The sequence below is a fragment of the Streptomyces sp. NPDC008092 genome (assembly GCF_042957285.1).
Lineage (GTDB): Bacteria > Actinomycetota > Actinomycetes > Streptomycetales > Streptomycetaceae > Streptomyces.
In genome coordinates this window covers 13,228-36,913 of the sequence record NZ_JBIBHY010000025.1, presented here as the reverse complement: position 1 = coordinate 36,913, position 23,686 = coordinate 13,228, and the positions used below count along the sequence as shown (strand labels likewise).

Here is a 23,686-nt window from a genome sequence, read left to right as displayed (position 1 = left end):
GCCCACCCCCCGCTTGACCGGACCGCTCACGCTCCGACCCGCACGGGGCCGTACAACCGACGAGGAGACGCCGATGGCACCAGCCGCCATCACGCTTGCCGCGGAGGCACCCAAGCTGTCCTCCGCGAACACAGGCTTCATGCTCATCTGCTCCGCCCTGGTGCTGCTCATGACGCCGGGACTCGCCTTCTTCTACGGAGGCATGGTCCGCGTCAAGAGCACCCTGAACATGCTGATGATGAGCTTCGTCAGCATCGGGATCGTCACCATCCTGTGGGTGCTCTACGGCTTCTCCCTGGCCTTCGGCTCCAGCAACGGCTTCATCGGATTCAACTCCGACTGGCTGGGCATGAGCAACGTCGGCCTGACGGAGCTGTGGGACGGCTACACGATCCCGATCTTCGTCTTCATGGTCTTCCAGATGATGTTCGCGGTCATCACACCGGCCCTGATAAGCGGTGCCATCGCCGACCGCGTCAAGTTCTCGGCCTGGGCGCTCTTCGTCGCCCTGTGGCTCACGATCGTCTACGTCCCGGTCGCCCACTGGGTCTGGGGCGCCGACGGCTGGGCCTTCAAGCTCGGCGTGATCGACTTCGCCGGTGGTACCGCGGTCCACATCAACGCCGGTGCCGGCGCCCTCGGCGTCATCCTGGTGATCGGCAAGCGCGTCGGCTTCAAGAAGGACCCGATGCGCCCGCACAGCCTCCCGCTGGTCATGCTCGGCGCCGGTCTGCTGTGGTTCGGCTGGTTCGGCTTCAACGCCGGCTCGTGGCTCGGCAACGACGACGGCGTCGGCGCGCTGATGTTCGTCAACACGCAGGTCGCCACCGCCGCCGCCATGCTGGCCTGGCTCGCCTACGAGAAGATCCGGCACGGCGCGTTCACCACCCTGGGCGCCGCCTCCGGCGCGGTCGCCGGTCTGGTCGCCATCACCCCGTCCGGTGGTGCGGTCTCCCCGCTCGGCGCGATCGCCGTCGGCGCCATCGCCGGTGTCGCCTGCGCCGCGGCCGTCGGCCTGAAGTTCAAGTTCGGTTACGACGACTCGCTCGACGTGGTCGGCGTCCACATGGTCGGCGGCATCATCGGCTCCCTGCTCATCGGCTTCTTCGCCACCGGCAAGGGCCAGTCCACCGCGACCGGCGTCTTCTACGGCGACCACTCCTTCACCCAGCTGTGGAAGCAGTTCGCCGGTGTCGGTGCGGTCCTCGGCTACTCCCTGGTCGCCTCCGCGGTCCTCGCCTTCCTCCTCGACAAGACCCTCGGCATGCGGGTCACCGAGGACGAAGAGGTCTCCGGCATCGACCAGGCCGAGCACGCCGAGACTGCATACGACTTCAGCGGCACGGGCGGCGGTGTCATCGGCTCCGTCTCCGCCGCGGCTATGGCCGGGACGAGCAAGAAGGTGGACGCATGAAGCTCATCACCGCCGTCGTGAAGCCCCACCGGCTCGACGAGATCAAGGAGGCCCTCCAGGCCTTCGGCGTCCACGGCCTCACGGTCACCGAGGCCAGCGGCTACGGTCGGCAGCGCGGCCACACCGAGGTCTACCGTGGTGCTGAGTACACGGTCGACCTGGTGCCCAAGATCCGCATCGAGGTGCTGGCCGAGGACGAGGACGCCGAGCAGCTGATCGACGTCATCGTCAAGGCCGCCCGCACCGGCAAGATCGGTGACGGCAAGGTCTGGTCGCTCCCGGTCGAGACCGCCGTACGGGTCCGCACCGGCGAGCGCGGACCGGACGCACTGTAGAACAGAACCATCTGAATACAGGCAGGAGTCGCTGGGTGACGGGTACGGAAGTTCGGAACGACGCAGAGAACACGGGACCCAGCGGCTACGCGGCGGCCCGGCTGCGCCTCCTCACCGAGGGGGCGCGGTCCGGGCCGCCGCGCCGTACCGGCCTCGCCGAGCTGACCGACGAATGGCTGACCGGGCTGTTCGCTGCGGCCACCGAGGGCATCAGGGGCGGCGTCTCCCTGGTCGCCGTCGGCGGCTACGGCCGCGCCGAACTCTCCCCGCGCAGCGACCTCGACCTCCTGCTGCTGCACGACGGCGCCGACTCCGGCGCGGTGGCCGCCGTCGCCGACCGGCTCTGGTACCCCGTCTGGGACCTGGGCCTGGCCCTCGACCACTCGGTGCGCACCCCCGCCGAGGCCCGCAAGACCGCCGGCGAGGACCTCAAGGTCCAGCTCGGTCTCCTCGACGCCCGGCACATCGCCGGCGACCTGGGCCTGACCTCCGGACTGCGCACCGCGATCCTCGCCGACTGGCGCAACCAGGCGCCGAAACGTCTCCCCGAGCTCCAGGAACTCTGCGCCGAGCGCGCCGAACGCCAGGGCGAACTCCAGTACCTCCTGGAACCCGACCTGAAGGAGGCCCGCGGCGGCCTCCGCGACGCCACCGCGCTGCGCGCCGTCGCCGCCTCCTGGCTGGCCGACGCCCCGCGCGAGGGCCTCGCCGACGCCCGCAGGCGCCTCCTCGACGTCCGCGACGCCCTGCACCTCACCACGGGCCGCGCCACCGACCGCCTGGCGCTCCAGGAGCAGGACCAGGTCGCCGCCGAACTCGACCTCCTCGACGCCGACACCCTGCTGCGCCAGGTCTACGAGTCCGCGCGCGTCATCTCGTACGCCAGTGACGTCACCTGGCGCGAGGTGGGGCGCGTACTGCGCTCGCGCGCCGTCCGGCCGCGGCTGCGCGCCATGCTGGGCGGTGGCAAGCCCGTCCCCGAGCGCTCCCCGCTCGCCGAGGGCGTGGTGGAGCAGGACGGCGAGGTGGTGCTCGCCCGCGCCGCCCGCCCCGAACGCGACCCCGTGCTCCCGCTGCGCGCCGCGGCCGCCGCCGCCCAGGCCGGCCTCCCGCTCTCCCTGCACGCCGTACGGCGCATGGCCGCCACCGCACGCCCGCTGCCCACGCCCTGGCCGGCCGAGGCCCGCGAGCAGCTGGTCACCCTGCTCGGCTCCGGCCGCCCCACCGTCGAGGTCTGGGAGGCACTGGAGGCCGAGGGCCTGATCACCCGGCTCCTGCCCGACTGGGAGCGGGTCAGGTGCCGCCCCCAGCGCAACGCCGTGCACGTCTGGACCGTCGACCGGCACCTCATCGAGACCGCCGTCCGCGCCTCCGAGTTCACCCGCCGCGTCCACCGGCCCGACCTGCTCCTGGTCGCCGCCCTGCTGCACGACATCGGCAAGGGCTGGCCCGGCGACCACTCGGTGGCCGGCGAGATCATCGTCAAGGACGTGGCCGCCCGGATCGGCTTCGACCGCGCCGACGTGGCGGTCCTGTCCACGCTCGTCCGGCACCACCTGCTGCTCATCGAGACCGCCACCCGGCGCGACCTGGACGACCCGGCCACGGTCCGCCTGGTCGCCGACGCGGTCGGCACCCAGGGCACCCTGGAACTGCTGCACGCCCTCACCGAGGCGGACGCGCTGGCCACCGGCCCGGCCGCCTGGTCCTCCTGGCGCGGCTCGCTCGTCACCGACCTCGTGAAGCGGGTCTCGGCGGTCCTCGCCGGGGACGCCGACGACGAGCCCGAGCCGGGCGCGCCCACCGCCGAGCAGGAGCGGCTGGCCATCGAGGCCTTCCGCACCGGCGCCCCGGTCCTCGCCCTGCGCGCCCAGACCGAGCCGTCCGCCACCGACGAGGAGCCCGCCGGCGACCCCGAACCGCTCGGCGTCGAGCTGCTCATCGCCGTCCCCGACCAGCCGGGCGTGCTCCCGGCCGTCTCCGGCGTGCTGGCCGTGCACCGCCTGACGGTCCGCACCGCCGAGCTGCGCGCCCTGCAGCTCCCGAGCGACGTCGACGACGGCACGGTGCTGCTGCTCGACTGGCGGGTCGCGGCCGAGTACGGCTCCCTGCCGCAGGCGGCCCGGCTGCGCGCCGACCTGGTCCGCGCCCTGGACGGCTCCCTGGACATCGCAGGCCGCCTCGCGGAGCGGGACGCGGCCTACCCGAGGCGCCGCGGCCGGGTGGCCCCGCCGCCGCGCGTCACGGTGGCCTCCGCGGCCTCCCGGCACGCCACCGTCTTCGAGGTACGGGCCCAGGACGCACCGGGCCTGCTGTTCCGGATCGGACGGGCGCTGGAGGACGCCGAGGTACGGGTGCGCAGCGCGCACGTCAGTACGCTCGGCTCCAACGCCGTCGACGCCTTCTACGTGACCGGCACCGACCACGCGCCGCTGCCCGCCGAGGAGGCGGCCTCCGTGGCACGCAAGCTGGAGGAGACTCTGAGGGGCTGATCGCACGGCCGTGCAAGGCGGGGACCACTTCCTTGCGCGGCCGGATACCCTGGAAGACGCTCACTGCCCCCGACTCCGAGGACCGACGCCGCCGTGTTCGACACTCTCTCCGACCGCCTTTCAGCGACCTTCAAGAACCTGCGCGGCAAAGGGCGTCTGAGCGAAGCGGACATCGACGCCACGGCCCGGGAGATCCGCATCGCGCTCCTCGAAGCCGACGTGGCCCTCCCGGTCGTCCGCACGTTCATCAAGAACGTCAAGGAACGCTCGCTCGGCGCCGAGGTCTCCAAGGCGCTCAACCCGGCCCAGCAGGTCCTGAAGATCGTCAACGACGAGCTGGTCACGATCCTCGGCGGCGAGACGCGCCGGCTGCGGTTCGCCAAGCAGCCGCCCACCGTGATCATGCTGGCGGGTCTCCAGGGCGCCGGTAAGACCACCCTCGCGGGCAAGCTCGCCCACTGGCTCAAGGAGCAGGGCCACTCCCCGCTGCTCGTCGCCGCCGACCTCCAGCGCCCCAACGCCGTCAACCAGCTGAGCGTGGTCGCCGAGCGCGCCGGTGCCGCCGTCTACGCGCCCGAGCCGGGCAACGGCGTCGGCGACCCGGTCAAGGTCGCCAAGGACTCCATCGAGTTCGCGAAGTCCAAGGTCCACGACATCGTGATCGTGGACACCGCCGGCCGGCTCGGCATCGACCAGGAGCTGATGCAGCAGGCGGCCGACATCCGGGACGCCGTCTCGCCCGACGAGATCCTCTTCGTCGTCGACGCCATGATCGGCCAGGACGCCGTCACCACCGCCGAGGCCTTCCGCGACGGCGTCGGCTTCGACGGTGTCGTCCTGTCCAAGCTCGACGGCGACGCCCGCGGTGGTGCCGCGCTCTCCATCCGCCAGGTCACCGGCAAGCCGATCATGTTCGCGTCGAACGGCGAGAAGCTGGACGACTTCGACGCGTTCCACCCGGACCGGATGGCCTCCCGCATCCTCGACATGGGTGACCTGCTCACCCTGATCGAGCAGGCGGAGAAGACGTTCAGCCAGGAAGAGGCCCAGAAGATGGCCTCCAAGCTGGCGTCGAAGAAGGGCCAGGACTTCACCCTGGACGACTTCCTGGCCCAGATGGAACAGGTCAGGAAGATGGGCAGCATCAGCAAGCTGCTCGGGATGCTGCCCGGCATGGGGCAGATCAAGGACCAGATCAACAACCTCGACGAGCGGGACGTCGACCGCACCGCCGCGATCATCAAGTCGATGACCCCGGGCGAGCGCCAGGACCCGAACATCATCAACGGCTCGCGCCGCGCCCGCATCGCCAAGGGTTCGGGTGTCGAGGTCAGCGCCGTCAAGGGACTCGTCGAGCGGTTCTTCGAGGCCCGCAAGATGATGTCCCGCATGGCACAGGGCGGCGGTATGCCCGGTATGCCGGGCATCCCGGGCATGGGCGGCGGCCCCGGCCGTACCAAGAAGCAGCCGAAGCAGGCCAAGGGCAAGCAGCGCTCCGGCAACCCGATGAAGCGCAAGCAGCAGGAGCTGGAGGAGGCCCAGCGCCGCGAGGCCGCCGCGCAGGGCGGCGCCTTCGGACTCCCGCAGCAGGGCGCCCAGGACTTCGAGCTGCCGGACGAGTTCAAGAAGTTCATGGGCTGAGTTCACCTGTGCGGGTGCCAGGGGTTGGTCCGTGCCGTACGGTCCGCATATGACCAACCCCGCGCCGCCGCGCAAGTCACCCGACCAGCCCTGGCGTACCGAGGGCGCTCCCGAGGAGCCGCCCAAGCCGCCGAACGGCGGTCGGAGGATGCACGGCGGTTGGTGGCGGCTGATCGTCACGGCGCTGGTCGTGTACCTGCTGGCCAACCTGGTCCTGTCGTACTTCGACCAGGCGAACGAGCCGACGATCTCGTACACCGAGTTCAGCAAGCAGGTGAACGACGGCAACGTCGCGAAGATCTACGCCAAGGGCGACTCGATCCAGGGCCAGCTCAAGAAGGAGCAGAAGAACCCCGAGGCCAGTGGGAACTACACCAAGTTCAACACCGAGCGGCCCTCCTTCGCCGGGGACGACCTCTGGACCAGCCTGACCAAGCACAACGTGACGGTCACCGCCGAGCCGGTCGTCCAGCACCGCAGCTTTCTCGCCAACCTGCTGATCTCACTCGCGCCCATCATCATCCTCGTCGCCGTGTGGGTCTTCATCGCCCGCCGGATGAGCGCCGGCCTCGGCGGCGCGGGCGGCATGCTGGGCCGCAAGGCGCCGCCCAAGCCGGTCGAACTGGAGCCCGGACAGCAGCGGACCACCTTCGAGGACGTGGCCGGCATCGACGAGGTCGAGGGCGAGCTCAACGACGTCGTCGACTTCCTGAAGAACCCCGACGCCTACCGCAGGATGGGCGCCAAGATGCCCCGCGGTGTGCTCCTCGCGGGCCCGCCCGGCACCGGCAAGACGCTGCTCGCGCGGGCCGTCGCCGGCGAGGCGGGGGTGCCGTTCTTCTCGGCCTCCGCCTCCGAGTTCATCGAGATGATCGTGGGCGTCGGCGCCTCCCGGGTGCGCGAACTGTTCGCGGAGGCCCGCAAGGTCGCCCCCTCCATCATCTTCATCGACGAGATCGACACCATCGGCCGGGCCCGCGGCGGCGGAGCCTCCATGGGCGGTCACGACGAGCGCGAGCAGACCCTCAACCAGATCCTCACCGAGATGGACGGCTTCTCCGGCTCCGAGGGCGTCATCGTCATCGCGGCCACCAACCGCGCCGACATCCTGGACCCCGCGCTCACCCGCCCCGGCCGCTTCGACCGGGTCGTCCAGGTCTCGCCCCCCGACCGCACCGGCCGCGAGGCGATCCTCCAGATCCACACCCGTCAGATCCCGCTCGCCGAGGGCGTCGACCTCGCCCAGGTCGCCCGCACCACCCCGGGCATGACCGGCGCCGAACTGGCCAACCTCGCCAACGAGGCCGCCCTCCTCGCCGTCAAGCGCAAGCAGGACAAGGTCACCCAGTCCGACCTCTCGGAAGCCCTGGAGAAGGTCCAGCTCGGTGCCGAGCGGCCCCTCGTCATGCCCGAGGAGGAGCGCAGGCGCACCGCCTACCACGAGAGCGGGCACGCCCTGCTCGGCATGCTCCAGCCCGGCGCCGACCCGGTCCGCAAGATCACCATCGTGCCGCGCGGCCGCGCCCTCGGCGTCACGCTCTCCACGCCGGACGCCGACAAGTACGCGTACACCGAGGAGTACCTGCGCGGCCGGATCATCGGCGCCCTCGGCGGCATGGCGGCCGAGCAGGTCGTCTACGGCGTGATCACCACCGGCTCGGAGAGCGACCTCGAACAGGTCACCAACATCGCCCGCGGCATGGTGTCCCGCTGGGGCATGAGCGAGGAGGTCGGCAGGCTCTCCGCCCTCCCCAACGACGCCCAGCAGGCCTACGGCCTCGCCGCGGCACCCCAGACCCTCGACGCGATCGACACTGAGATGCGCCGCATCGTCGACGAGTGCTACGAGGAGGCCCGCCGCAAACTCCGCGACCACCGGGGCCGGCTGGACGCACTGGCCGAGGCCCTCCTGGAGAACGAGACCCTGGAGGAGGCGGACGCGTACCGCATCGCGGGCATCACCCGCCTGACCAAGGACCTGGACGAGGCCTGACCGCCCCGAACCCGACCGCCCCGAACCCGAGCGCCCCGAACCCGCCGCCCCGAATCCGCCGTCCCGAATCTGAGCGCCCCGGCTTCGAGCGCCCCGGCTTCGAGCGCCCCAAAGGGGCGCGGGGAACTGCGCGACCAGCCCCAACGGCGCCGCAGACGAAGACGGCGGACCCGCGAAGCGTCAGCGCACCCGCGCGATCAGATACCGGAACACATTCGGCATCCACACCGTGCCGTCCGCACGCAGATGCGGATGAAGCGCCTCGCCGAGTTCCTTCCCGACCTGCTCCTCGTCGGCCGCCAAGATCCCCGCGTCGAACAGCCCGGTCGACAACAGCCCCCGCACCGCGCTGTCCACGTCGGCGTACCCGAACGGGCAGGAGACCCGCCCCGACCCGTCGATCCGCAGGCCGGCCCGCTGGGCGACCTCCTCCAGATCGTCCCGGCGCGCCGGGCGCCAACCTCCCGGGCCCCGCAAAGGATCGGCCAATCTCGCCGCGACCCGCAGCACGGACGAGGTCGCGCAGCGCTCCGGCGGACCCCAGCCGGTCAGCACCACGGCCGCCCCGCGCTCCGCCAGGGGAGTCGCCTCGGCCAGCAGGGCACCGAGGCGTCCGGCGTCACCGGCCAGGCAGCCGATCGGGTCGAAGGCGGTGATCAGGTTGTATGCCGGCGCCTGCGGGTCCGCCGCGTCCCGGGGCGTGCCCTCCACGATCCGGGCGGCACGGCCACGCGTGCGTGCACCCGGGGCCGGGTCGGGCAGCAGGCGCTCACGGGCGAGGGCGAGCCGTTCGGGGGAGGAGTCGACTCCGGTGACCGCGGCCCCTCTGGTCGCCGCCATCAGCAGGGCGAGACCGGAACCGCAGCGCAGGCCGAGCAGCCGGGTGGCCGCGCTCACTTCGAGTCGCTCGTGGACGGTCTCGTAGAGCGGCACCAGCATCCGCTCCTGGATCTCGGACCAGTCACGCGCGCGTGCGCCCAGGTTCACACGGGGTGGTGAGTCCGCGTGAGACAGGTGGTGCCGCACGAGCGTAGGTGTCATAGGTAAGCGCCCCAATCCGCCGAGAGTTACGCACTGACCGATTCCGTGGCCCCCGTGCCGTGCGCTCGCACTTCCCACCTATGCCACATAACTCCGGGCTCGCGATGGCGTCCAGAGGTCGCGGGTCCCTGCTTGTACGGGGGCTGTGACTGTGGCGAGATTTCACATCCCGGCAACTTGGGGCTCTACCATCGGACCCACGACACGGCGGTTCTGGCCATGGTCGGCCGCCACGGCGACCGCACGGAGTCCGGTCGCCGGAGACGGGCCGGTGCCGGATGACGACGGGCCGCGGGTAACGCCGGGGCCGCCGCGGACGCTGACGGGGGTGAGGCCCCGGCCACGAGAGCGACCGAAACGCCTCTTGCGCAACCGCCGACCTCCGTCGTCCAGGCGGCGGGGCCGGGCATACGCGGCGGGTCGTACGTCAGACTACGCACCGGCTTGGTATGAGCTGTGAGGCTTCTCCGCAGATCAGCGCACCCGTGTTCGTCTCCACGCATCAGCGGCAACTGACGGGTACGTGCAAATTATTTGGGATGCCCCGGAATAGGAACACAGGGGCCCTCCCGCTCGTTCTCATTACGTGAGCACGACACAGACACCACCTGTACTCGCCGCAGAGCTGGCAGAGGCGTGGGCCGACATTCAGCGGTACCACCCCGAGCTGCCGGACCTTGCCGCGCCAGAGTCCCTGATCGGGGAGTCGTCGTCCGCGTGCGGTCACGAGCTCTCCTTCGAACGACTGCTCCATGAGGCAGTCCACGGCATCGCCGCCTCCCGTGGAGTCCGCGACACCTCCCGGGCCGGCCGCTACCACAACCGCCGATTCCTCGCGATCGCCGAGGAGCTGGGCCTGGACCATCCCGACGAGCCGCATCCCAGCAGCGGCTTCTCGCTGGTCACGCTCAACCCCGAGGCGAAGCGACGCTACCGCCCGACCATCGAGAGACTGCAGCGCGCTCTCAAGGCGCACACGGTGGCCACGTCCGCCGACACCTCCCGCACCTTCCGCGGCCCGGCCGCCCGCCACGGCTCCTCCGGGGGTGGCGTCCGGGTCAAGGCGGTATGCGACTGCGGTCGCAACGTCCGGGTGGTTCCGTCGGTCCTGGCGCAGGCTCCCATCGTCTGCGGCGGCTGCGGCAAGCCGTTCCGCATCCCGGAGGTCGTCGGAGCGGCATAGGCCGCGGCTGCTCGTGGCAGCCGTGGCCATTGCTCGTCGCCACACCCCCGGCCCCGACGGCGCCGGTCAGCGCACCCGACGTGACCTCACCTCCACGCCGGGTGCCTCTCCGGCATGCCCCCGCACCCCGGCCCGACCGCCGGCCGAAAGCGGCCCGCAGGGTATGGCACAATGGCTAGCTGTACTCGACAGCCGCACAGGACCCCTCTCTCCTCCGGCTGACGCGTCCATCGGGCACTCGGGTACCGCAACCCCACGCGGCAGCCTCGCCGTGCCCAACCACGTCAAAACCAGGAGAACCCACTCCCGTGGCAGTCAAGATCAAGCTGAAGCGTCTGGGCAAGATCCGTTCGCCTCACTACCGCATCGTCGTCGCCGACTCCCGCACCCGCCGTGACGGCCGTGCGATCGAGGAGATCGGCAAGTACCACCCGACCTACAACCCGTCGGTCATCGAGGTGGACGCCGAGCGCGCCGCCTACTGGCTCGGTGTCGGCGCCCAGCCGACCGAGCCCGTGCTCGCCATCCTGAAGAAGACCGGCGACTGGCAGAAGTTCAAGGGCGAGCCCGCCCCGGCGCCGCTGCTCGTGGCCGCTCCGAAGGCCACGCGTCCGTCGTTCGAGGCGCTCGGCGGTGACGACGAGGGCAAGGGTGAGGCGATCACCCAGAAGAAGAAGGCTGAGAAGAAGGACGAGGCCGCGGCTGAGTCCGAGTCGACCGAGGCCTGAGCAGCATGCTCGAAGAGGCGCTTGAGCACCTCGTGAAGGGCATCGTCGACAACCCTGACGATGTGCAGGTCGCCTCGCGCAACCTGCGCCGCGGGCGCGTGCTGGAGGTCCGGGTGCACCCCGACGACCTCGGCAAGGTGATCGGCCGCAACGGCCGCACCGCGCGTGCTCTGCGCACCGTCGTGGGCGCCATCGGCGGTCGCGGAGTCCGCGTCGACCTCGTCGACGTGGACCACGTCCGCTGACGCTTTCGCAGCACCGGCTCGGGCCGGGGAGGGCCGCTACCGGCCGTCCCCGGCCCGTAGTCGTATGAGGCCGTACGAGCAGGAGATGACAGGAGAACAGGCACAGTGCAGCTGGTAGTCGCACGGATCGGCCGCGCCCACGGCATCAAGGGCGAGGTCACCGTCGAGGTACGTACCGACGAGCCGGAGCTCAGGCTCGCGCCCGGCGCCGTACTCGCCACCGATCCCGCCTCGACGGGACCGCTCACCATCGAGACCGGCCGCGTGCACAGCGGCCGCCTGCTCCTGCGCTTCGAGGGCGTCAAGGACCGCACCGGTGCCGAAGCCCTGCGCAACATCCTCCTGATCGCCGAGATCGACCCGGAGGAGCTGCCCGAGGGCGAGGACGAGTACTACGACCACCAGCTCATGGACCTGGACGTGGTCACCGTCGACGGCACCGAGGTCGGCCGGATCACCGAGATCTCGCACCTGCCCTCCCAGGACCTCTTCATCGTGGAGCGGCCCGACGGCAGCGAGGTGATGATCCCGTTCGTCGAGGAGATCGTCACCGAGATCGACCTGGAGGAGCAGCGGGCCGTCATCGCGCCGCCGCCCGGCCTGATCGACGACCGCGCGGAGATCGACTCGTCCAGGGACTCCGGGGACGACGACGCATGAGGCTCGACGTCGTCACGATCTTCCCCGAGTACCTCGAACCCCTGAACGTCTCGCTGGTCGGCAAGGCACGCGCGCGCGGGCAGCTCGGCGTCCACGTCCACGACCTGCGCGCGTGGACGTACGACCGGCACAACACGGTCGACGACACGCCGTACGGCGGCGGGCCCGGCATGGTCATGAAGACCGAGCCCTGGGGCGACGCCCTCGACTCCGCGCTCGCCGACGGCTACGAGACCGGCTCGCACGCCCCCGCGCTGATCGTGCCCACCCCGAGCGGCCGCCCCTTCACCCAGGAACTCGCCGTCGAGCTCTCCGAGCGGCCCTGGCTGATCTTCACGCCGGCCCGCTACGAGGGCATCGACCGGCGGGTCATGGACGAGTACGCCACCCGGATGCCGGTCTACGAGGTATCCATCGGCGACTACGTCCTCGCCGGCGGCGAGGCGGCCGTCCTGGTCATCACGGAGGCCGTGGCCCGGCTCCTGCCCGGCGTCCTCGGGAACGCCGAGTCGCACCGCGACGACTCCTTCGCGCCCGGCGCCATGGCGAACCTCCTGGAGGGCCCCGTCTACACCAAGCCGCCCGTCTGGCGCGGCCGGGACATCCCCGAGGTGCTGCTCAGCGGCCACCACGGCAAGATCGCCCGCTGGCGCCGCGACGAGGCCCTGAAGCGGACCACCGCCCACCGGCCCGACCTGATCGAGCGCTGCGACCCCAAGGCCTTCGACAAGAAGGACCGGGAGATGCTCTCCATCCTGGGCTGGGCGCCGGACCCGGAAGGCGTACCCCACGGCCGATTTTGGCGCAGGCCGGAGGGCGTGGAAGAATAGGCCGCTGTTGTGCGTCCGTCCGGCGTGCGCCCCTGCCACAGGGGGACACGACGCCCGCCCCGACCCGCACGGCAGACCCCATGGAACACCTAGTTTCCGCTGATGACCTGTGGCATCGGCGAGGAAAGCAGACGAAATGTCTCACCTGCTCGACACCGTCGACTCCGCGTCGCTGCGCAGCGACATCCCGGCCTTCCGCCCGGGTGACACCGTCAACGTCCACGTCCGCGTCATCGAGGGCAACCGCTCCCGTGTGCAGCAGTTCAAGGGCGTTGTGATCCGCCGCCAGGGCAGCGGTGTCCGCGAGACCTTCACGGTCCGCAAGGTCTCCTTCTCCGTCGGCGTCGAGCGCACCTTCCCGGTGCACACCCCGATCGTCGAGAAGATCGAGCTCGTCACCCGCGGTGACGTGCGTCGCGCCAAGCTGTACTACCTGCGCGAGCTGCGCGGCAAGGCCGCGAAGATCAAGGAGAAGCGCGACAACTGACGTCGCGTACCGGCACCCGGAAGCCGTAGGCGAACGAGCCGGTAAGAGGGAGTCTCATCGACGCCGGATAGCATCTGGCCCCGATGGACACCGAAGCACAGCACACGGAGCGCGACCGCTCCTCCCGCCCCGAACCAGAGGCCGCGGAGGACCGGTCGCGTTTCGCGTTGGTGGCGCGGGCCGCCGAGCGGGTCACCGACTGGCTGCCGGGCGGCTGGATCACCCTCACCCTCTTCGCCTGCCTGGCGTTTTTGCTCGTCCTCAACACTTTCGTGGCGCAACCATTCCAGATTCCCAGCGGATCCATGGAACAGGGATTGAGGATCGGGGACCGCGTTCTCGTAAATAAGTTGGCGTACCGTTTCGGTGCCGGGCCGCGCCGGGGAGATGTCGTGGTGTTCGACGGCTCCGCGTACTTCGGGGACGCCGACTACATCAAACGCGTCGTCGGGGTGGGAGGAGACCACGTGGTCTGCTGCGACAAGAAGGGGAGGATCGAAGTGAACGGCCGGCCGGTCGACGAGACCGCGATCCTCTATCCCGGGGACACCCCCTCCACCGTGCCCTTCAACGTCGACGTCCCCTACGGCACGCTCTTCGTTCTCGGCGACCACCGCAGCGACTCCAGCGACTCCCGCGACCACCTCGGCTCACCCGGCGGCGGCATGATCCCCGTCGGCAGGGTCATCGGCCGGGCCGACTGGATCGTCTGGCCGTACGCCCACTGGACCCGCCTCACCCGTCCCGCCGCCTACGCGCGCGTGCCGGCCCCCGGAGCGTCCCATGGGTAACCGGGGCAAACCGCGCGGCGTACCGGCCGACGCCGCCGCCAACCTGCTGCCCACCGGGGCCCGGCGCACCTCCGGCTCGTCCGGCGGCCGTTCCCGCGCGGAGCGGCGCAAGCTGCAGCGCAAGGTCAAGCGCAAGCGGCGGCGCGGTGCGGTGCGGGAGATACCGCTGCTGGTCGGCGTGGCCGTGCTGATAGCCCTGGTGCTGAAGACGTTCCTCGTGCAGGCCTTCGTGATCCCGTCGGGCTCCATGGAGCAGACGATCCGGATCGGCGACCGCGTCCTGGTGGACAAGTTCACGCCCTGGTTCGGGTGGCAGCCGCACCGCGGGGACGTCGTCGTCTTCCACGACCCGGGCGGCTGGCTCGCGGACGAGCAGACCACCAAGGCGAACGACCCGGTCGGGGTCAAGCAGGTCAAGGAAGGGCTCACCTTCATCGGCCTGTTGCCCTCCGCCAACGAGAAGGACCTCATCAAACGGGTCATCGGTGTCGGCGGCGACCACGTCAAGTGCTGTGACGCGCAGGGCCGGGTGACCGTCAACGGCGTACCGCTGACCGAGGGTGACTATCTGTATCCCGGGAACGTCCCCTCCGCTCAGCCGTTCGACATCACCGTGCCGAAGGGCCGGCTGTGGGTGATGGGCGACCACCGCGGCAACTCCGCCGACTCCCGCGCCCACCAGGACACCGACTACGGCGGCACGGTGGCCGTGACCTCGGTGGTGGGCAGGGCCATGATGATCGGCTGGCCCATCGGCCACTGGACCAAGCTCGACGAACCTAAAACCTTCGCAAGCGTTTCTGACTCCGGGTCGGGGTCGACCGCGGCTCCCCGGCTGTCGCATAGGGTTGCCTCCGACGATCCGAACGGATACATCCAACTCCCGACCCCTGCGGAACTCCCGCTCGTTATGGGAGTGGTGGGCCTGCGCCGGGGATGGCGCAGGCGGCGGCACAGAGTAAGGAGTTGGCGTGGGGGATGTGGCGGTTGGCGCACGGTCGGGACACGACGGCGAGGAGCACAGCGGGCGCCCCGTGGAGAATGTCCCCCCCGCAGACGGCGCCTCGACCTCCGGGAACGGCACCGGGCCTGGCGGGAACGGCATCCCGGCGGACGGTCCGTACTCCGGCGGTGACGGCGGGGGTGCGGACGGGGACCCGGGTGAACCGGCCGCGCCCGCACCGAAGAAACCACGCTCCTTCTGGAAGGAGCTGCCGATCCTGGTCGTCATCGCCCTGGTGCTGGCGCTGCTGATCAAGACGTTCCTGGTGCAGGCGTTCTCCATCCCGTCGGACTCGATGCAGAACACCCTCCAGCAGGGTGACCGCGTCCTGGTCGACAAGCTCACCCCGTGGTTCGGCTCCAAGCCCGATCGCGGCGAGGTCGTGGTCTTCCACGACCCCGACGACTGGCTGGCGGGCGAGCCCACCGCCCAGCCGAACGCGGTCCAGACCTTCCTCAGCTGGATCGGCCTGATGCCGTCCGCCGAGGAGCGGGACCTGATCAAGCGGGTCATCGGCGTCGGCGGTGACACCGTCTCCTGCAAGGGCAGCGGCCCGCTCATGGTCAACGGCCATGCGCTGAACGAGCCTTATGTGTACCCGGGCAACACCCCCTGCAGCGTCGACGACCAGGGCGGCCAGTTCACGGTGCACGTGCCCAAGGGGTACATCTGGGTGATGGGCGACCACCGCCAGAACTCCCGCGACTCCCGCTACAACCAGTCCGACAAGCACCACGGCATGGTCCCGGTGAAGGACGTCGTCGGCCGCGCCATCGTCAAGGCCTGGCCGATCAACCGCTGGGGCACGCTGCCGGTCCCGGACACCTTCGACCAGAGCGGCATCAACACGAAGTCGTCCGCCGCGGCCTCCCTCTCGGTGGCGCCGCAGGGCGTGGCCGTCGCCGCCGTCCTGCCGGTCGCGGTGTGGCGCCGCCGCCGGGGCGACCGCATCGAGCGGAAGTTCGACAAGCGGGTTGCCGCGGGCAAGCGCTGACCGCCCCCGTGCCGCTGCTGACCGTCCCATGTGAAGCCCTTGGGGAGCTTGTGACCAGGGGCGCCGAAGAAGGGCTGCCCCTGCCCGGTACCGCCGGGTAGGGTGCGGCCTCATGGGCGACAGCACGATACGTACGGCCCCGCACAGCGGCGGAGCCACCAGCACGAGTGCGGCACAGGCTGGCAGCAGGCTCGGACAGCGGTTGTCCGGGATCGCCGTCGCCCTGGGCATCGTGCTGTTCCTCGGAGGATTCGGCTGGGGAGCGGTGGTCTACCGGCCGTACACCGTGCCCACCAGCTCGATGACGCCGACGATCGACGCCGGGGACCGGGTCCTCGGCCAGCGCATCGACGGCAGCGAGGTGCGCCGGGGCGACGTCGTCGTCTTCAAGGACAAGAGCTGGGTCACCAACGCGGACGTCGTCAAGCGCGTGGTCGCGGTCGGCGGTGACACCGTCGCCTGCTGCACCGACGGCAAGCTGACCGTCAACGGCAAGCAGATCGACGAGCCGTACCTGCCGTCGGGCAGCGCGGCCGAGCTCCAGGGCTTCCCGACCGTCACCGTCCCGAAGGGCCGGCTCTTCCTTCTCGGCGACGAGCGACAGGGCTCCCTGGACTCCACCGCCCACCTCACGGACGCGGCCCAGGGCACGGTCGCGCGCACTGCCGTCACCGCCCGGGTGGACTCCGTGATCTGGCCGATGAAGGGCCTGCTCAAGCGTCCGACCGGCTTCGAGACCCTGGGCGCCCTGTCCCAGCCGGGTCCGGTGCGCATCATCGAGTTCATGATCGTGGCCGGTGGCGTGCTGGTCCTCGCGGGCGGCGCCTACGGCCCGGTCGCGAGCCTGCTGGGCCGCTCCCGCACCCGTGCCCGTACGGAGCCCGCCGGTGCCCGCTGAGGCGCTGGAGGAGGTGTCCGAGGGCGGCCTGCGCAAGGTGGCCCGGGTGGTCCTCCTCGACCCGGAGGACCGCATCCTGCTCCTGCACGGCCACGAGCCCGGCGACCCGGCCGACGACTGGTGGTTCACGCCGGGCGGCGGCCTGGAGGGCGACGAGACCCGTGAGGAGGCCGCCCTGCGGGAACTCGCCGAGGAGACCGGCATCACGGACGTCGACCTGGGGCCGGTGCTGTGGCGGCGGATGTGCTCCTTCCCGTTCGCAGGCCGCCGCTGGGACCAGGACGAGTGGTACTACCTGGCCCGTACCACGCAGACGGTCACCGGGGCCACGGCCCTGACGGAGCTGGAGCGGCGCAGTGTGGCCGGAGCACGTTGGTGGACGTGCCAGGAACTGACCCGGTCGCATGAGACGGTGTATCCGACCAGACTCGCCGAGCTGTTCCGTAGGCTGCTCGACGAAGGTCCCCCCGCCGGGCCCGTCACCCTTGACACGGAAATCGTCTAGGGGCGCGCGGGACTGGCGCACAATGGTGGGATCGCACGGCTGAAGGGGAACATGCCATGAGCGCCGAGGACCTCGAAAAGTACGAGACCGAGATGGAGCTGAAGCTCTACCGGGAGTACCGCGATGTCGTCGGTCTGTTCAAATATGTGATCGAGACCGAGCGGCGCTTCTACCTCACCAACGACTACGAGATGCAGGTGCACTCGGTCCAGGGCGAGGTGTTCTTCGAGGTGTCCATGGCGGATGCCTGGGTCTGGGACATGTACCGGCCGGCTCGTTTCGTGAAGCAGGTCCGCGTCCTCACGTTCAAGGACGTGAACATCGAGGAACTGAACAAGACCGACCTGGAGCTTCCGGGTGGCTGAGGTGACTCATGTGGGTGACGGAGTTGTCCACAACCGCTGAGTAACCCACCAAGATCAACTTCTTGGCGGGGAGTGCGTGACGGTTGGCGCCGGAGGTGGTGCCGACATGAACACGGATCAGGCACGCACGGATCAGGCACGTACGAATCAAGCACGTACGAATCAGGCACGCACGGATCAAGCGCGTACGAGTCAGGCGCGCACAAACCAGGCGCGTACGAATCAGGCACGCAGCGCACTCGGCAGGTACGGCGAGACGCTGGCCGCACGGCGGCTGACCGAGGCCGGTCTGACCGTCCTGGAGCGCAACTGGCGCTGCGGCAGGACGGGCGAGATCGACATCGTCGCGCGGGACGGGGACGTCCTGGTCGTCTGCGAGGTCAAGACCCGGCGCGCGGGCGTCTTCGAGCACCCCATGGCCGCGGTCTCCCCGGAGAAGGCACAGCGCCTGCGCGGCCTCGCCGAGCACTGGATCCACGCACACGGAGGGGCACCGCCGGGCGGCGTCCGCATCGACGTGGTCGGCGTGCTCCTGCCGCAGCGCGGGGCGCCCGTGGTCGAGCACGCCCGGGGGGTGGCGTGAGATGGGGTTCGCGCGGACCTGCTCGGTGGCGCTGGTGGGCGTCGAGGGCGTGGTGGTGGAGGTCCAGGCCGACCTGGAGCCAGGGGTGGCGGCCTTCACCCTGGTGGGGCTGCCGGACAAGAGCCTGACGGAGAGCCGGGACCGGGTCCGGGCGGCGGTGGTGAACTCCGGCGCCGCCTGGCCCTCGAAGAAGCTCACCGTCGGGCTGAGCCCGGCATCCGTGCCGAAGAGCGGCAGCGGCTTCGACCTCGCGGTCGCCGCCGCCGTGCTCGGGGCGGCCGAGCGGATCGATCCCCGGGTGCTCGCCGAGATCGTGATGATCGGCGAACTGGGCCTGGACGGCCGGGTCAGGCCGGTCCGGGGCATCCTGCCCGCCGTGCTGGCCGCCGCCGACGCCGGGTACGAACAGGTGGTCGTGCCGGAGAACGCGGTGCCGGAGGCCTCGCTGGTGCCGGGGGTGTCCGTGCTGGGCGTCCGCAGCCTGCGCCAGCTGATCGCGGTCCTCACCGACGAACCGGTGCCCGACGAGGAGCCCGTCCACGGCGAGATCCGCCCCGACCCCTACCTCGCCGGGCTCGCCCTGCCCGGCATGGGGCTCGGCACCGGCATGGCCACCGGCGACCGCGCGCCCGACCTCGCGGACGTCGCCGGCCAGCACGTGGCCCGGGCCGCCCTGGAGGTGGCCGCGGCCGGGCGCCATCACGTCTTCTTCAAGGGCCCGCCCGGCGCCGGCAAGACCATGCTGGCCGAACGGCTGCCGGGGCTGCTGCCCGAGCTGGGCCGGCAGGAGTCCCTGGAGGTCACCGCCGTCCACTCGGTCGCCGGGATGCTGCCGCCGGGCCACCCCCTGGTCGACCGGCCGCCCTACTGCGCCCCGCACCACTCGGCGACCATGGCCTCCCTGGTCGGCGGCGGAACCGGCCTGCCGCGCCCCGGAGCGGTCTCCCTGGCCCACCACGGCGTGCTCTTCCTGGACGAGGCCGCGGAGTTCCACGCCAGCGTCCTGGACGCCCTGCGCCAGCCCCTGGAGTCGGGCCACGTCGTCATCGCCCGGGCCGCCGGGATACTGCGGATGCCCGCGAGGTTCCTCATGGTCCTGGCCGCCAACCCCTGCCCCTGCGGCCGCCACGGCACGCCCGGTGACGTCTGCGAGTGCCGGCCCTCCTCGATCAAGCGGTACCGGGCCCGGCTCTCCGGCCCCCTGATGGACCGCGTGGACCTCAGGGTGAGCGTCGAACCGGTCGCCCGGGAGGAGCTGCTGCGGCTCCACACCGGCGCCGAGCCCTCCGCCGCCGTGGCCGACCGGGTACGCACGGCACGGGAGCGGGCCGCCCGCCGCTACGAAGGGCAGCCCTGGCGCACCAACAGCGAGGTGCCGGGCCACGAACTCCGCACCCGCTGGCACGTCCAGCCGGGTGCGCTGCTCAAGGCCGAGCTGGACCTCGACCGGGGCCTGCTCACCGCCCGCGGCCTGGACCGGGTGCTCCGGGTCGCCTGGACCCTCGCCGACCTGGCGGGCCGGGACCGGCCGTCGGCCAACGACGTCAACCTGGCCCTGGAACTGCGCACCGGAGTCCGGCGCGGCGCCGTCCTGGAAGGGGTCGCCCCGTGACCGGCACCGAGCTGCTCGCCCGGGTCTTCCTGGCCCGGGTCGTCGAGCCCGGCGACGAGGCGGCCGGGCGGTGGGTGCGGGAACGGAGCGTGCACGAGGTGGCGGGCCGGCTGCGCGAAGGCGGGCAGCCCCTGCCCGGCGTCGGCGCCAAGCGATGGGCGGGCCTGCTGGCCCGCGCCGCGCGGGCCGATCCCCGGGCCGACCTCGCCGTCGCACGGGAGGCGGGCGCCCGGTTCGTGTGTCCCGGCGACACCGAGTGGCCCAGCCAGCTCGACGACCTCGGCGACGCCCGCCCCCTCGGCCTGTGGGTGCGCGGCCGGCCCAGTCTGCGGATGTGGGCGCTCCGCGCCGTCGCCCTCGTCGGGGCCCGGGCCTGCACGGAGTACGGCGCCCACATGGCGGCCGTCCTCGCCGCGGGACTCGCCGAGCGCGGCTGGGTGGTGGTGTCCGGCGGCGCCTACGGCGTCGACGGCGCCGCCCACCGCGGAGCCCTCGGCGCCGGCGGGGCCACCGTCGCCGTGCTGGCCTGCGGGGTCGACCGGCCCTACCCCCGGGGCCACACCGAGCTGATCAACAGGATCGCCGAACAGGGACTGGTGGTGGGGGAGTTGCCGCCCGGCGAGCACCCGACGCCGAGCCGGTTCGTGCTCCGCAACCGGGTCATCGCGGCGCTCACCCGGGGCACCGTCGTCGTGGAGGCCGCCCACCGCAGCGGCTCGCTGGTCACCGCCCGGGCCGCGCAGCGGCTCGGCCGGTTCACCATGGGCGTGCCCGGACCGGCCACCAGCGGCCTCTCGGCCGGGGTGCACGAACTGCTCCGCGGGGAGGCCGTGCTGATCACCGACGCCGCGGAGGTCGTCGAGCTCGTGGGGGACATGGGCGACCTGGCCCCGGCCAGACGCGGCCCCGTCCTCCCGCGTGACCTGCTGGAACCCGCCGCCCGGCAGGTCCTTGCCGCCCTGCCCGGCAACCGGCCCGCCTCACCCGAAGAGGTGGCACGCGGCGCTCAGACGTCCGAGGACGAGGCGGTCGCGAGACTGTACGAACTCCGAGCACTTGGTTACGTCGAACGACACGGCGATGGCTGGAAGTTGACACGCCAGGCGATGATCTCGGTCCGGGCCGGTCGGAGCCGGTGCTGACCGAGCGTGTTCGGCCGTCCGGGGGAACCCCCGACGCCCTTGGGAATTCCCGGAGTTGACGCTTCCGTCCGATCACGCAGAGCGACGCGACGAGCGCGGTGGAGTGCGCCGTGCAGGAGGTTCGCGCAGGGGTGGAGCCGCACTGTTCGCGCACCGCGACTCCTCAGTCACGCTACGCTCACGAAAGGCCTGACGCAGACCGCGCCAACCGACACGAGACCGACACCTCGCCCAACCATCGCTATTCACTCCCCGAGCACCCGCTCCTCGGCACAACACGGCACTTCCTGGCACTTCACGGCAGAACGGCACAAGGCGACGAATGCCCCAGCACACCTCCGGGTCCGACCGGGCGGCGATCCCCCCAGCCGCCCGCGACGGTGGCAGCGTGCGGCCGCCCGCTCCCTCGACGCTCGACGAGCTGTGGCGGTCGTACAAGGCGACGGGGGACGACCGGCTGCGGGAGCAGCTGATCCTGCACTACTCACCGCTGGTCAAGTACGTGGCGGGGCGGGTGAGCGTGGGTCTGCCGCCCAACGTGGAGCAGGCCGACTTCGTCTCCTCCGGGGTGTTCGGGCTCATCGACGCGATCGAGAAGTTCGACGTCGACCGGGAGATCAAGTTCGAGACGTACGCGATCACCCGGATCCGGGGCGCGATGATCGACGAGCTGCGGGCGCTGGACTGGATCCCGCGCTCGGTCCGGCAGAAGGCGCGGAACGTGGAGCGGGCCTACGCCACCCTGGAGGCCCGGCTGCGGCGCACGCCCTCGGAGGGCGAGGTGGCCGCCGAGCTGGGCATCGAGGTGGACGAGCTGCACGCCGTCTTCAGCCAGCTGTCGCTGGCCAACGTGGTGGCGCTGGAGGAGCTGCTGCACGTCGGGGGCGAGGGCGGCGACGGCCTGAGCGTCATGGACACGCTGGAGGACACCGCGGCGGACAACCCCGTCGAGGTGGCCGAGGACCGGGAGCTGCGGCGGTTCCTGGCGCGGGCGATCAACACGCTGCCGGAGCGGGAGAAGACGGTGGTGACCCTCTACTACTACGAGGGGCTCACACTCGCCGAGATCGGGAACGTGCTCGGGGTCACCGAGAGCCGGGTGAGCCAGATCCACACCAAGTCGGTGCTGCAGCTGCGGGCGAAACTGGCGAGTTTCGGCCGTTGAGGACGGTTCCGGCGGGGTTCTGGCGGGGTTCCGGCGCTGGGTTTCGGCCGCCGGCCGCGGCCGGGGGTGCTGCATCTCGGTCGTGCTGCCTCCCGTCCGGCCCGGCGCGTCCGTAAAGTGGTCGACGTGCCAAGGATTCGAGCGGCCTCCGTGGCCGAGCACCGGTCGATGCAGCGAGCCGCCCTGCTGGACGCGGCGCGGTCGCTGCTGTCCGAGGGCGGGACGGATGCGCTGACGTTCCCCGCGCTCGCCGAGCGCACGGGGCTCGCGCGGTCGTCCGTCTACGAGTACTTCCGTTCCCGGGCCGCCGTGGTCGAGGAGCTGTGCGAGGTCGACTTCCCCGTGTGGGCGGCGGAGGTCGAGGTGGCGATGGAGCGGGCGGCCACCGCCGAGGACAAGGTCGAGGCGTACGTGCGGCAGCAGTTGGCCCTGGTCGGGGACCGGCGGCACCGGGCGGTGGTCGCGATCTCGGCGAGCGAGCTGGATGCGGGGGCACGGGAGAAGATCCGGGCCGCGCACGGCGGGCTGGTCGCGATGGTCGTGGCGGCGCTGGGGGAGCTGGGGCACGGGCAGCCCCGGCTGGCGGCGATGCTGGTGCAGGGGGTCGTGGACGCCGCGGTACGGCGGATCGAGCTGGGGGCGGCGGAGGATCCGGTGGTGATCACGGACGCGGCGGTGGCCATGGCGCTGCGGGGTGTGCGGGGCTGACGCGGGCTGGGGCCGGGTGGGGACGCTTACCGGCGCTGGCCGGGTGCCTCCCCCAGCCTTCGGCCGGGGGGACCCCCAGCGCCCATCCGTGCCGCCCCAGCGGCACGCCTGCCCGCAGCTAAGGAGCCCCGCAAGGGGCGCTGGGGGTACCCCCAGCCCAAGGCTGAGGGAGGAACTGCGCGAGCAACCCACACCGGCCCGCAGTCGCGCGACCGGCCCTCACCGCTCCTCCGGCAGCGGAACCCCCAGCACCGGCAACAGTCTCGACGGCCCCGCGTTCAACAACCACGGCGGCAACAGCAGCAACGGGTCCAGATACCCGTCCCCCCTGAGCAGCCCCCAGTGCACACACGTACGGGCACCGCAGTGCGCGCCCCCCGGCTCCACCGTGCCCACCACCTCCCCCGCCGCCACCTCCTGCCCCTTCTCCACCGTCGCCGTCACCGGCTCGTAGGTCGTGCGCAGGTCCGTCCCCGCCAGGGCCACCGCCACCACGCCCCGCCCCGCCACCCGCCCCGCATAGGAGACCCGGCCCGCCGCCACCGCCCGTACCGGCTCGCCGGGGGCCGCGCCCAGATCGACCCCCCGGTGCCCGGCGCCGTACACCGTCGCCGGTGGCTCCCAGCCGCGCAGGACCGGTGGCCGTAGCCCCACCGGCCAGGCGCGGGCGAGCGCCGGCACGGGCGGTCCGGCAGGGGTCGGCGGGGCGTCCGTGCCGACCCAGGCCCGGGCCGCGGTCGCTCCCAGGGCCAGCGGCAACGCCGTCGCCGCCCACATCCATCGCATCGCGCGTCGCATGACCAACATGGTCAAACCGTCCCGCGGCCCGACCGATCATGGCCGGTACCTGTGGATTACTCCCGAGTTGTGG

Annotated in this window: 24 protein-coding genes; 22 read left to right on the top strand and 2 right to left on the bottom strand. The window is 71.6% G+C overall.

What is annotated here, in order from left to right:
* Positions 1 to 73: 73 nt before the first annotated feature.
* The 5 genes from ACFZB3_RS46935 (at position 74) to ftsH (ending at position 7,875) form a co-directional block, all read left to right on the top strand.
* On the top strand, positions 74 to 1,414 hold the full coding sequence (locus ACFZB3_RS46935; protein ID WP_391389413.1) for an ammonium transporter: 1,341 nt from the start codon (positions 74 to 76) through the stop codon (positions 1,412 to 1,414).
* Entirely contained in the window at positions 1,411 to 1,749 is a 339-nt protein-coding gene (locus ACFZB3_RS46930) for a P-II family nitrogen regulator (protein ID WP_093498850.1), read from the top strand. The genes ACFZB3_RS46935 and ACFZB3_RS46930 overlap by 4 nt, the downstream gene beginning before the upstream one ends.
* 35 nt (positions 1,750 to 1,784) lie before the next feature.
* A complete protein-coding gene (locus ACFZB3_RS46925; protein ID WP_391389411.1) occupies positions 1,785 to 4,241 on the top strand; it encodes a [protein-PII] uridylyltransferase in 2,457 nt (818 codons plus the stop codon).
* A gap of 93 nt (positions 4,242 to 4,334) precedes the next feature.
* Positions 4,335 to 5,882, top strand: coding sequence for a signal recognition particle protein (ffh, locus tag ACFZB3_RS46920; RefSeq protein WP_391389410.1), 1,548 nt, complete (start codon positions 4,335 to 4,337; stop codon positions 5,880 to 5,882).
* Positions 5,883 to 5,931: 49 nt separating this feature from the next.
* Positions 5,932 to 7,875, top strand: coding sequence for an ATP-dependent zinc metalloprotease FtsH (ftsH, locus tag ACFZB3_RS46915; RefSeq protein WP_391389408.1), 1,944 nt, complete (start codon positions 5,932 to 5,934; stop codon positions 7,873 to 7,875).
* A 180-nt stretch (positions 7,876 to 8,055) separates the two neighbouring features.
* Here the strand turns inward: ftsH and ACFZB3_RS46910 are convergent, their stop codons facing one another.
* Positions 8,056 to 8,916, bottom strand: coding sequence for an SAM-dependent methyltransferase (locus tag ACFZB3_RS46910; protein ID WP_391389406.1), 861 nt, complete (start codon positions 8,914 to 8,916; stop codon positions 8,056 to 8,058).
* A gap of 586 nt (positions 8,917 to 9,502) precedes the next feature.
* On the opposite strand from ACFZB3_RS46910, the gene ACFZB3_RS46905 reads away from it, so the two are divergent.
* The 17 genes from ACFZB3_RS46905 to ACFZB3_RS46825 all read left to right on the top strand — a co-directional run bounded on the left by ACFZB3_RS46905 (position 9,503) and on the right by ACFZB3_RS46825 (position 22,815).
* Positions 9,503 to 10,099 carry a hypothetical protein gene (locus ACFZB3_RS46905; protein ID WP_093498845.1) on the top strand — a complete coding sequence of 199 codons (597 nt, stop codon included), beginning with the start codon at positions 9,503 to 9,505 and terminating at the stop codon, positions 10,097 to 10,099.
* A 308-nt stretch (positions 10,100 to 10,407) separates the two neighbouring features.
* Complete coding sequence (gene rpsP, locus ACFZB3_RS46900; RefSeq protein WP_123973851.1) at positions 10,408 to 10,827, top strand: 30S ribosomal protein S16; 420 nt, start codon at positions 10,408 to 10,410, stop codon at positions 10,825 to 10,827.
* A 5-nt stretch (positions 10,828 to 10,832) separates the two neighbouring features.
* Positions 10,833 to 11,072 (top strand): RNA-binding protein, encoded by a 240-nt coding sequence (locus ACFZB3_RS46895; protein WP_003973401.1) that lies wholly within the window; start codon positions 10,833 to 10,835, stop codon positions 11,070 to 11,072.
* Positions 11,073 to 11,177: 105 nt separating this feature from the next.
* On the top strand, positions 11,178 to 11,732 hold the full coding sequence (rimM, locus tag ACFZB3_RS46890) for a ribosome maturation factor RimM (protein WP_391389404.1): 555 nt from the start codon (positions 11,178 to 11,180) through the stop codon (positions 11,730 to 11,732).
* Positions 11,729 to 12,562 (top strand): tRNA (guanosine(37)-N1)-methyltransferase TrmD, encoded by an 834-nt coding sequence (gene trmD / locus ACFZB3_RS46885; RefSeq protein ID WP_391389402.1) that lies wholly within the window; start codon positions 11,729 to 11,731, stop codon positions 12,560 to 12,562. The genes rimM and trmD overlap by 4 nt, the downstream gene beginning before the upstream one ends.
* 136 nt (positions 12,563 to 12,698) lie before the next feature.
* Positions 12,699 to 13,049: a 50S ribosomal protein L19 gene (rplS, locus tag ACFZB3_RS46880; protein WP_360958476.1), complete on the top strand. Its 351-nt coding sequence runs from the start codon at positions 12,699 to 12,701 to the stop codon at positions 13,047 to 13,049.
* Between the two features lie 83 nt (positions 13,050 to 13,132).
* Positions 13,133 to 13,840: a signal peptidase I gene (gene lepB, locus ACFZB3_RS46875; RefSeq protein WP_391389399.1), complete on the top strand. Its 708-nt coding sequence runs from the start codon at positions 13,133 to 13,135 to the stop codon at positions 13,838 to 13,840.
* Positions 13,833 to 14,975 (top strand): signal peptidase I, encoded by a 1,143-nt coding sequence (lepB, locus tag ACFZB3_RS46870; RefSeq protein ID WP_391389397.1) that lies wholly within the window; start codon positions 13,833 to 13,835, stop codon positions 14,973 to 14,975. The genes lepB (ACFZB3_RS46875) and lepB (ACFZB3_RS46870) overlap by 8 nt, the downstream gene beginning before the upstream one ends.
* Positions 14,875 to 15,837 (top strand): signal peptidase I, encoded by a 963-nt coding sequence (lepB, locus tag ACFZB3_RS46865; RefSeq protein ID WP_391389395.1) that lies wholly within the window; start codon positions 14,875 to 14,877, stop codon positions 15,835 to 15,837. Before lepB (ACFZB3_RS46870) ends, lepB (ACFZB3_RS46865) begins: the two co-directional genes overlap by 101 nt.
* Before the next feature lie 112 nt (positions 15,838 to 15,949).
* Positions 15,950 to 16,735 (top strand): signal peptidase I, encoded by a 786-nt coding sequence (lepB, locus tag ACFZB3_RS46860; RefSeq protein ID WP_391389393.1) that lies wholly within the window; start codon positions 15,950 to 15,952, stop codon positions 16,733 to 16,735.
* Entirely contained in the window at positions 16,725 to 17,240 is a 516-nt protein-coding gene (locus tag ACFZB3_RS46855) for an NUDIX domain-containing protein (protein ID WP_391389391.1), read from the top strand. Before lepB (ACFZB3_RS46860) ends, ACFZB3_RS46855 begins: the two co-directional genes overlap by 11 nt.
* A gap of 56 nt (positions 17,241 to 17,296) precedes the next feature.
* Positions 17,297 to 17,605: a DUF2469 domain-containing protein gene (locus tag ACFZB3_RS46850; RefSeq protein ID WP_008745401.1), complete on the top strand. Its 309-nt coding sequence runs from the start codon at positions 17,297 to 17,299 to the stop codon at positions 17,603 to 17,605.
* A 106-nt stretch (positions 17,606 to 17,711) separates the two neighbouring features.
* A complete protein-coding gene (locus ACFZB3_RS46845; protein ID WP_391389389.1) occupies positions 17,712 to 18,188 on the top strand; it encodes a YraN family protein in 477 nt (158 codons plus the stop codon).
* 1 nt (position 18,189) lies between these two features.
* On the top strand, positions 18,190 to 19,800 hold the full coding sequence (locus tag ACFZB3_RS46840; RefSeq protein WP_391389387.1) for a YifB family Mg chelatase-like AAA ATPase: 1,611 nt from the start codon (positions 18,190 to 18,192) through the stop codon (positions 19,798 to 19,800).
* A complete protein-coding gene (gene dprA / locus ACFZB3_RS46835; RefSeq protein ID WP_391389385.1) occupies positions 19,797 to 20,942 on the top strand; it encodes a DNA-processing protein DprA in 1,146 nt (381 codons plus the stop codon). The genes ACFZB3_RS46840 and dprA overlap by 4 nt, the downstream gene beginning before the upstream one ends.
* Positions 20,943 to 21,264: 322 nt before the next feature.
* The gene (gene whiG / locus ACFZB3_RS46830; protein WP_089098491.1) at positions 21,265 to 22,107 is read left to right on the top strand and encodes an RNA polymerase sigma factor WhiG; all 843 of its coding nucleotides are present in this window, start codon (positions 21,265 to 21,267) and stop codon (positions 22,105 to 22,107) included.
* Between the two features lie 150 nt (positions 22,108 to 22,257).
* Positions 22,258 to 22,815: a TetR family transcriptional regulator gene (locus ACFZB3_RS46825; RefSeq protein WP_391389498.1), complete on the top strand. Its 558-nt coding sequence runs from the start codon at positions 22,258 to 22,260 to the stop codon at positions 22,813 to 22,815.
* A 219-nt stretch (positions 22,816 to 23,034) separates the two neighbouring features.
* Here ACFZB3_RS46825 and ACFZB3_RS46820 read toward each other — a convergent pair whose 3' ends face one another.
* Positions 23,035 to 23,613: a peptidoglycan DD-metalloendopeptidase family protein gene (locus ACFZB3_RS46820; protein ID WP_391389383.1), complete on the bottom strand. Its 579-nt coding sequence runs from the start codon at positions 23,611 to 23,613 to the stop codon at positions 23,035 to 23,037.
* Positions 23,614 to 23,686 lie beyond the last annotated feature (73 nt).

What these genes read in the sequence shown, in the direction of transcription:
- ACFZB3_RS46935 (WP_391389413.1), top strand. Translation starts at nt 74, where the DNA reads ATGGCACCAGCCGCCATCACGCTTGCCGCGGAGGCACCCAAGCTGTCC.
- ACFZB3_RS46930 (WP_093498850.1), top strand. Translation starts at nt 1,411, where the DNA reads ATGAAGCTCATCACCGCCGTCGTGAAGCCCCACCGGCTCGACGAGATC.
- ftsH (WP_391389408.1), top strand. Translation starts at nt 5,932, where the DNA reads ATGACCAACCCCGCGCCGCCGCGCAAGTCACCCGACCAGCCCTGGCGT.
- ACFZB3_RS46910 (WP_391389406.1), bottom strand. Translation starts at nt 8,916, where the DNA reads ATGACACCTACGCTCGTGCGGCACCACCTGTCTCACGCGGACTCACCA.
- ACFZB3_RS46895 (WP_003973401.1), top strand. Translation starts at nt 10,833, where the DNA reads ATGCTCGAAGAGGCGCTTGAGCACCTCGTGAAGGGCATCGTCGACAAC.
- trmD (WP_391389402.1), top strand. Translation starts at nt 11,729, where the DNA reads ATGAGGCTCGACGTCGTCACGATCTTCCCCGAGTACCTCGAACCCCTG.
- rplS (WP_360958476.1), top strand. Translation starts at nt 12,699, where the DNA reads ATGTCTCACCTGCTCGACACCGTCGACTCCGCGTCGCTGCGCAGCGAC.
- lepB (WP_391389399.1), top strand. Translation starts at nt 13,133, where the DNA reads ATGGACACCGAAGCACAGCACACGGAGCGCGACCGCTCCTCCCGCCCC.
- lepB (WP_391389397.1), top strand. Translation starts at nt 13,833, where the DNA reads ATGGGTAACCGGGGCAAACCGCGCGGCGTACCGGCCGACGCCGCCGCC.
- lepB (WP_391389393.1), top strand. Translation starts at nt 15,950, where the DNA reads ATGGGCGACAGCACGATACGTACGGCCCCGCACAGCGGCGGAGCCACC.
- ACFZB3_RS46850 (WP_008745401.1), top strand. Translation starts at nt 17,297, where the DNA reads ATGAGCGCCGAGGACCTCGAAAAGTACGAGACCGAGATGGAGCTGAAG.
- ACFZB3_RS46845 (WP_391389389.1), top strand. Translation starts at nt 17,712, where the DNA reads ATGAACACGGATCAGGCACGCACGGATCAGGCACGTACGAATCAAGCA.
- ACFZB3_RS46840 (WP_391389387.1), top strand. Translation starts at nt 18,190, where the DNA reads ATGGGGTTCGCGCGGACCTGCTCGGTGGCGCTGGTGGGCGTCGAGGGC.
- whiG (WP_089098491.1), top strand. Translation starts at nt 21,265, where the DNA reads ATGCCCCAGCACACCTCCGGGTCCGACCGGGCGGCGATCCCCCCAGCC.
- ACFZB3_RS46820 (WP_391389383.1), bottom strand. Translation starts at nt 23,613, where the DNA reads ATGCGACGCGCGATGCGATGGATGTGGGCGGCGACGGCGTTGCCGCTG.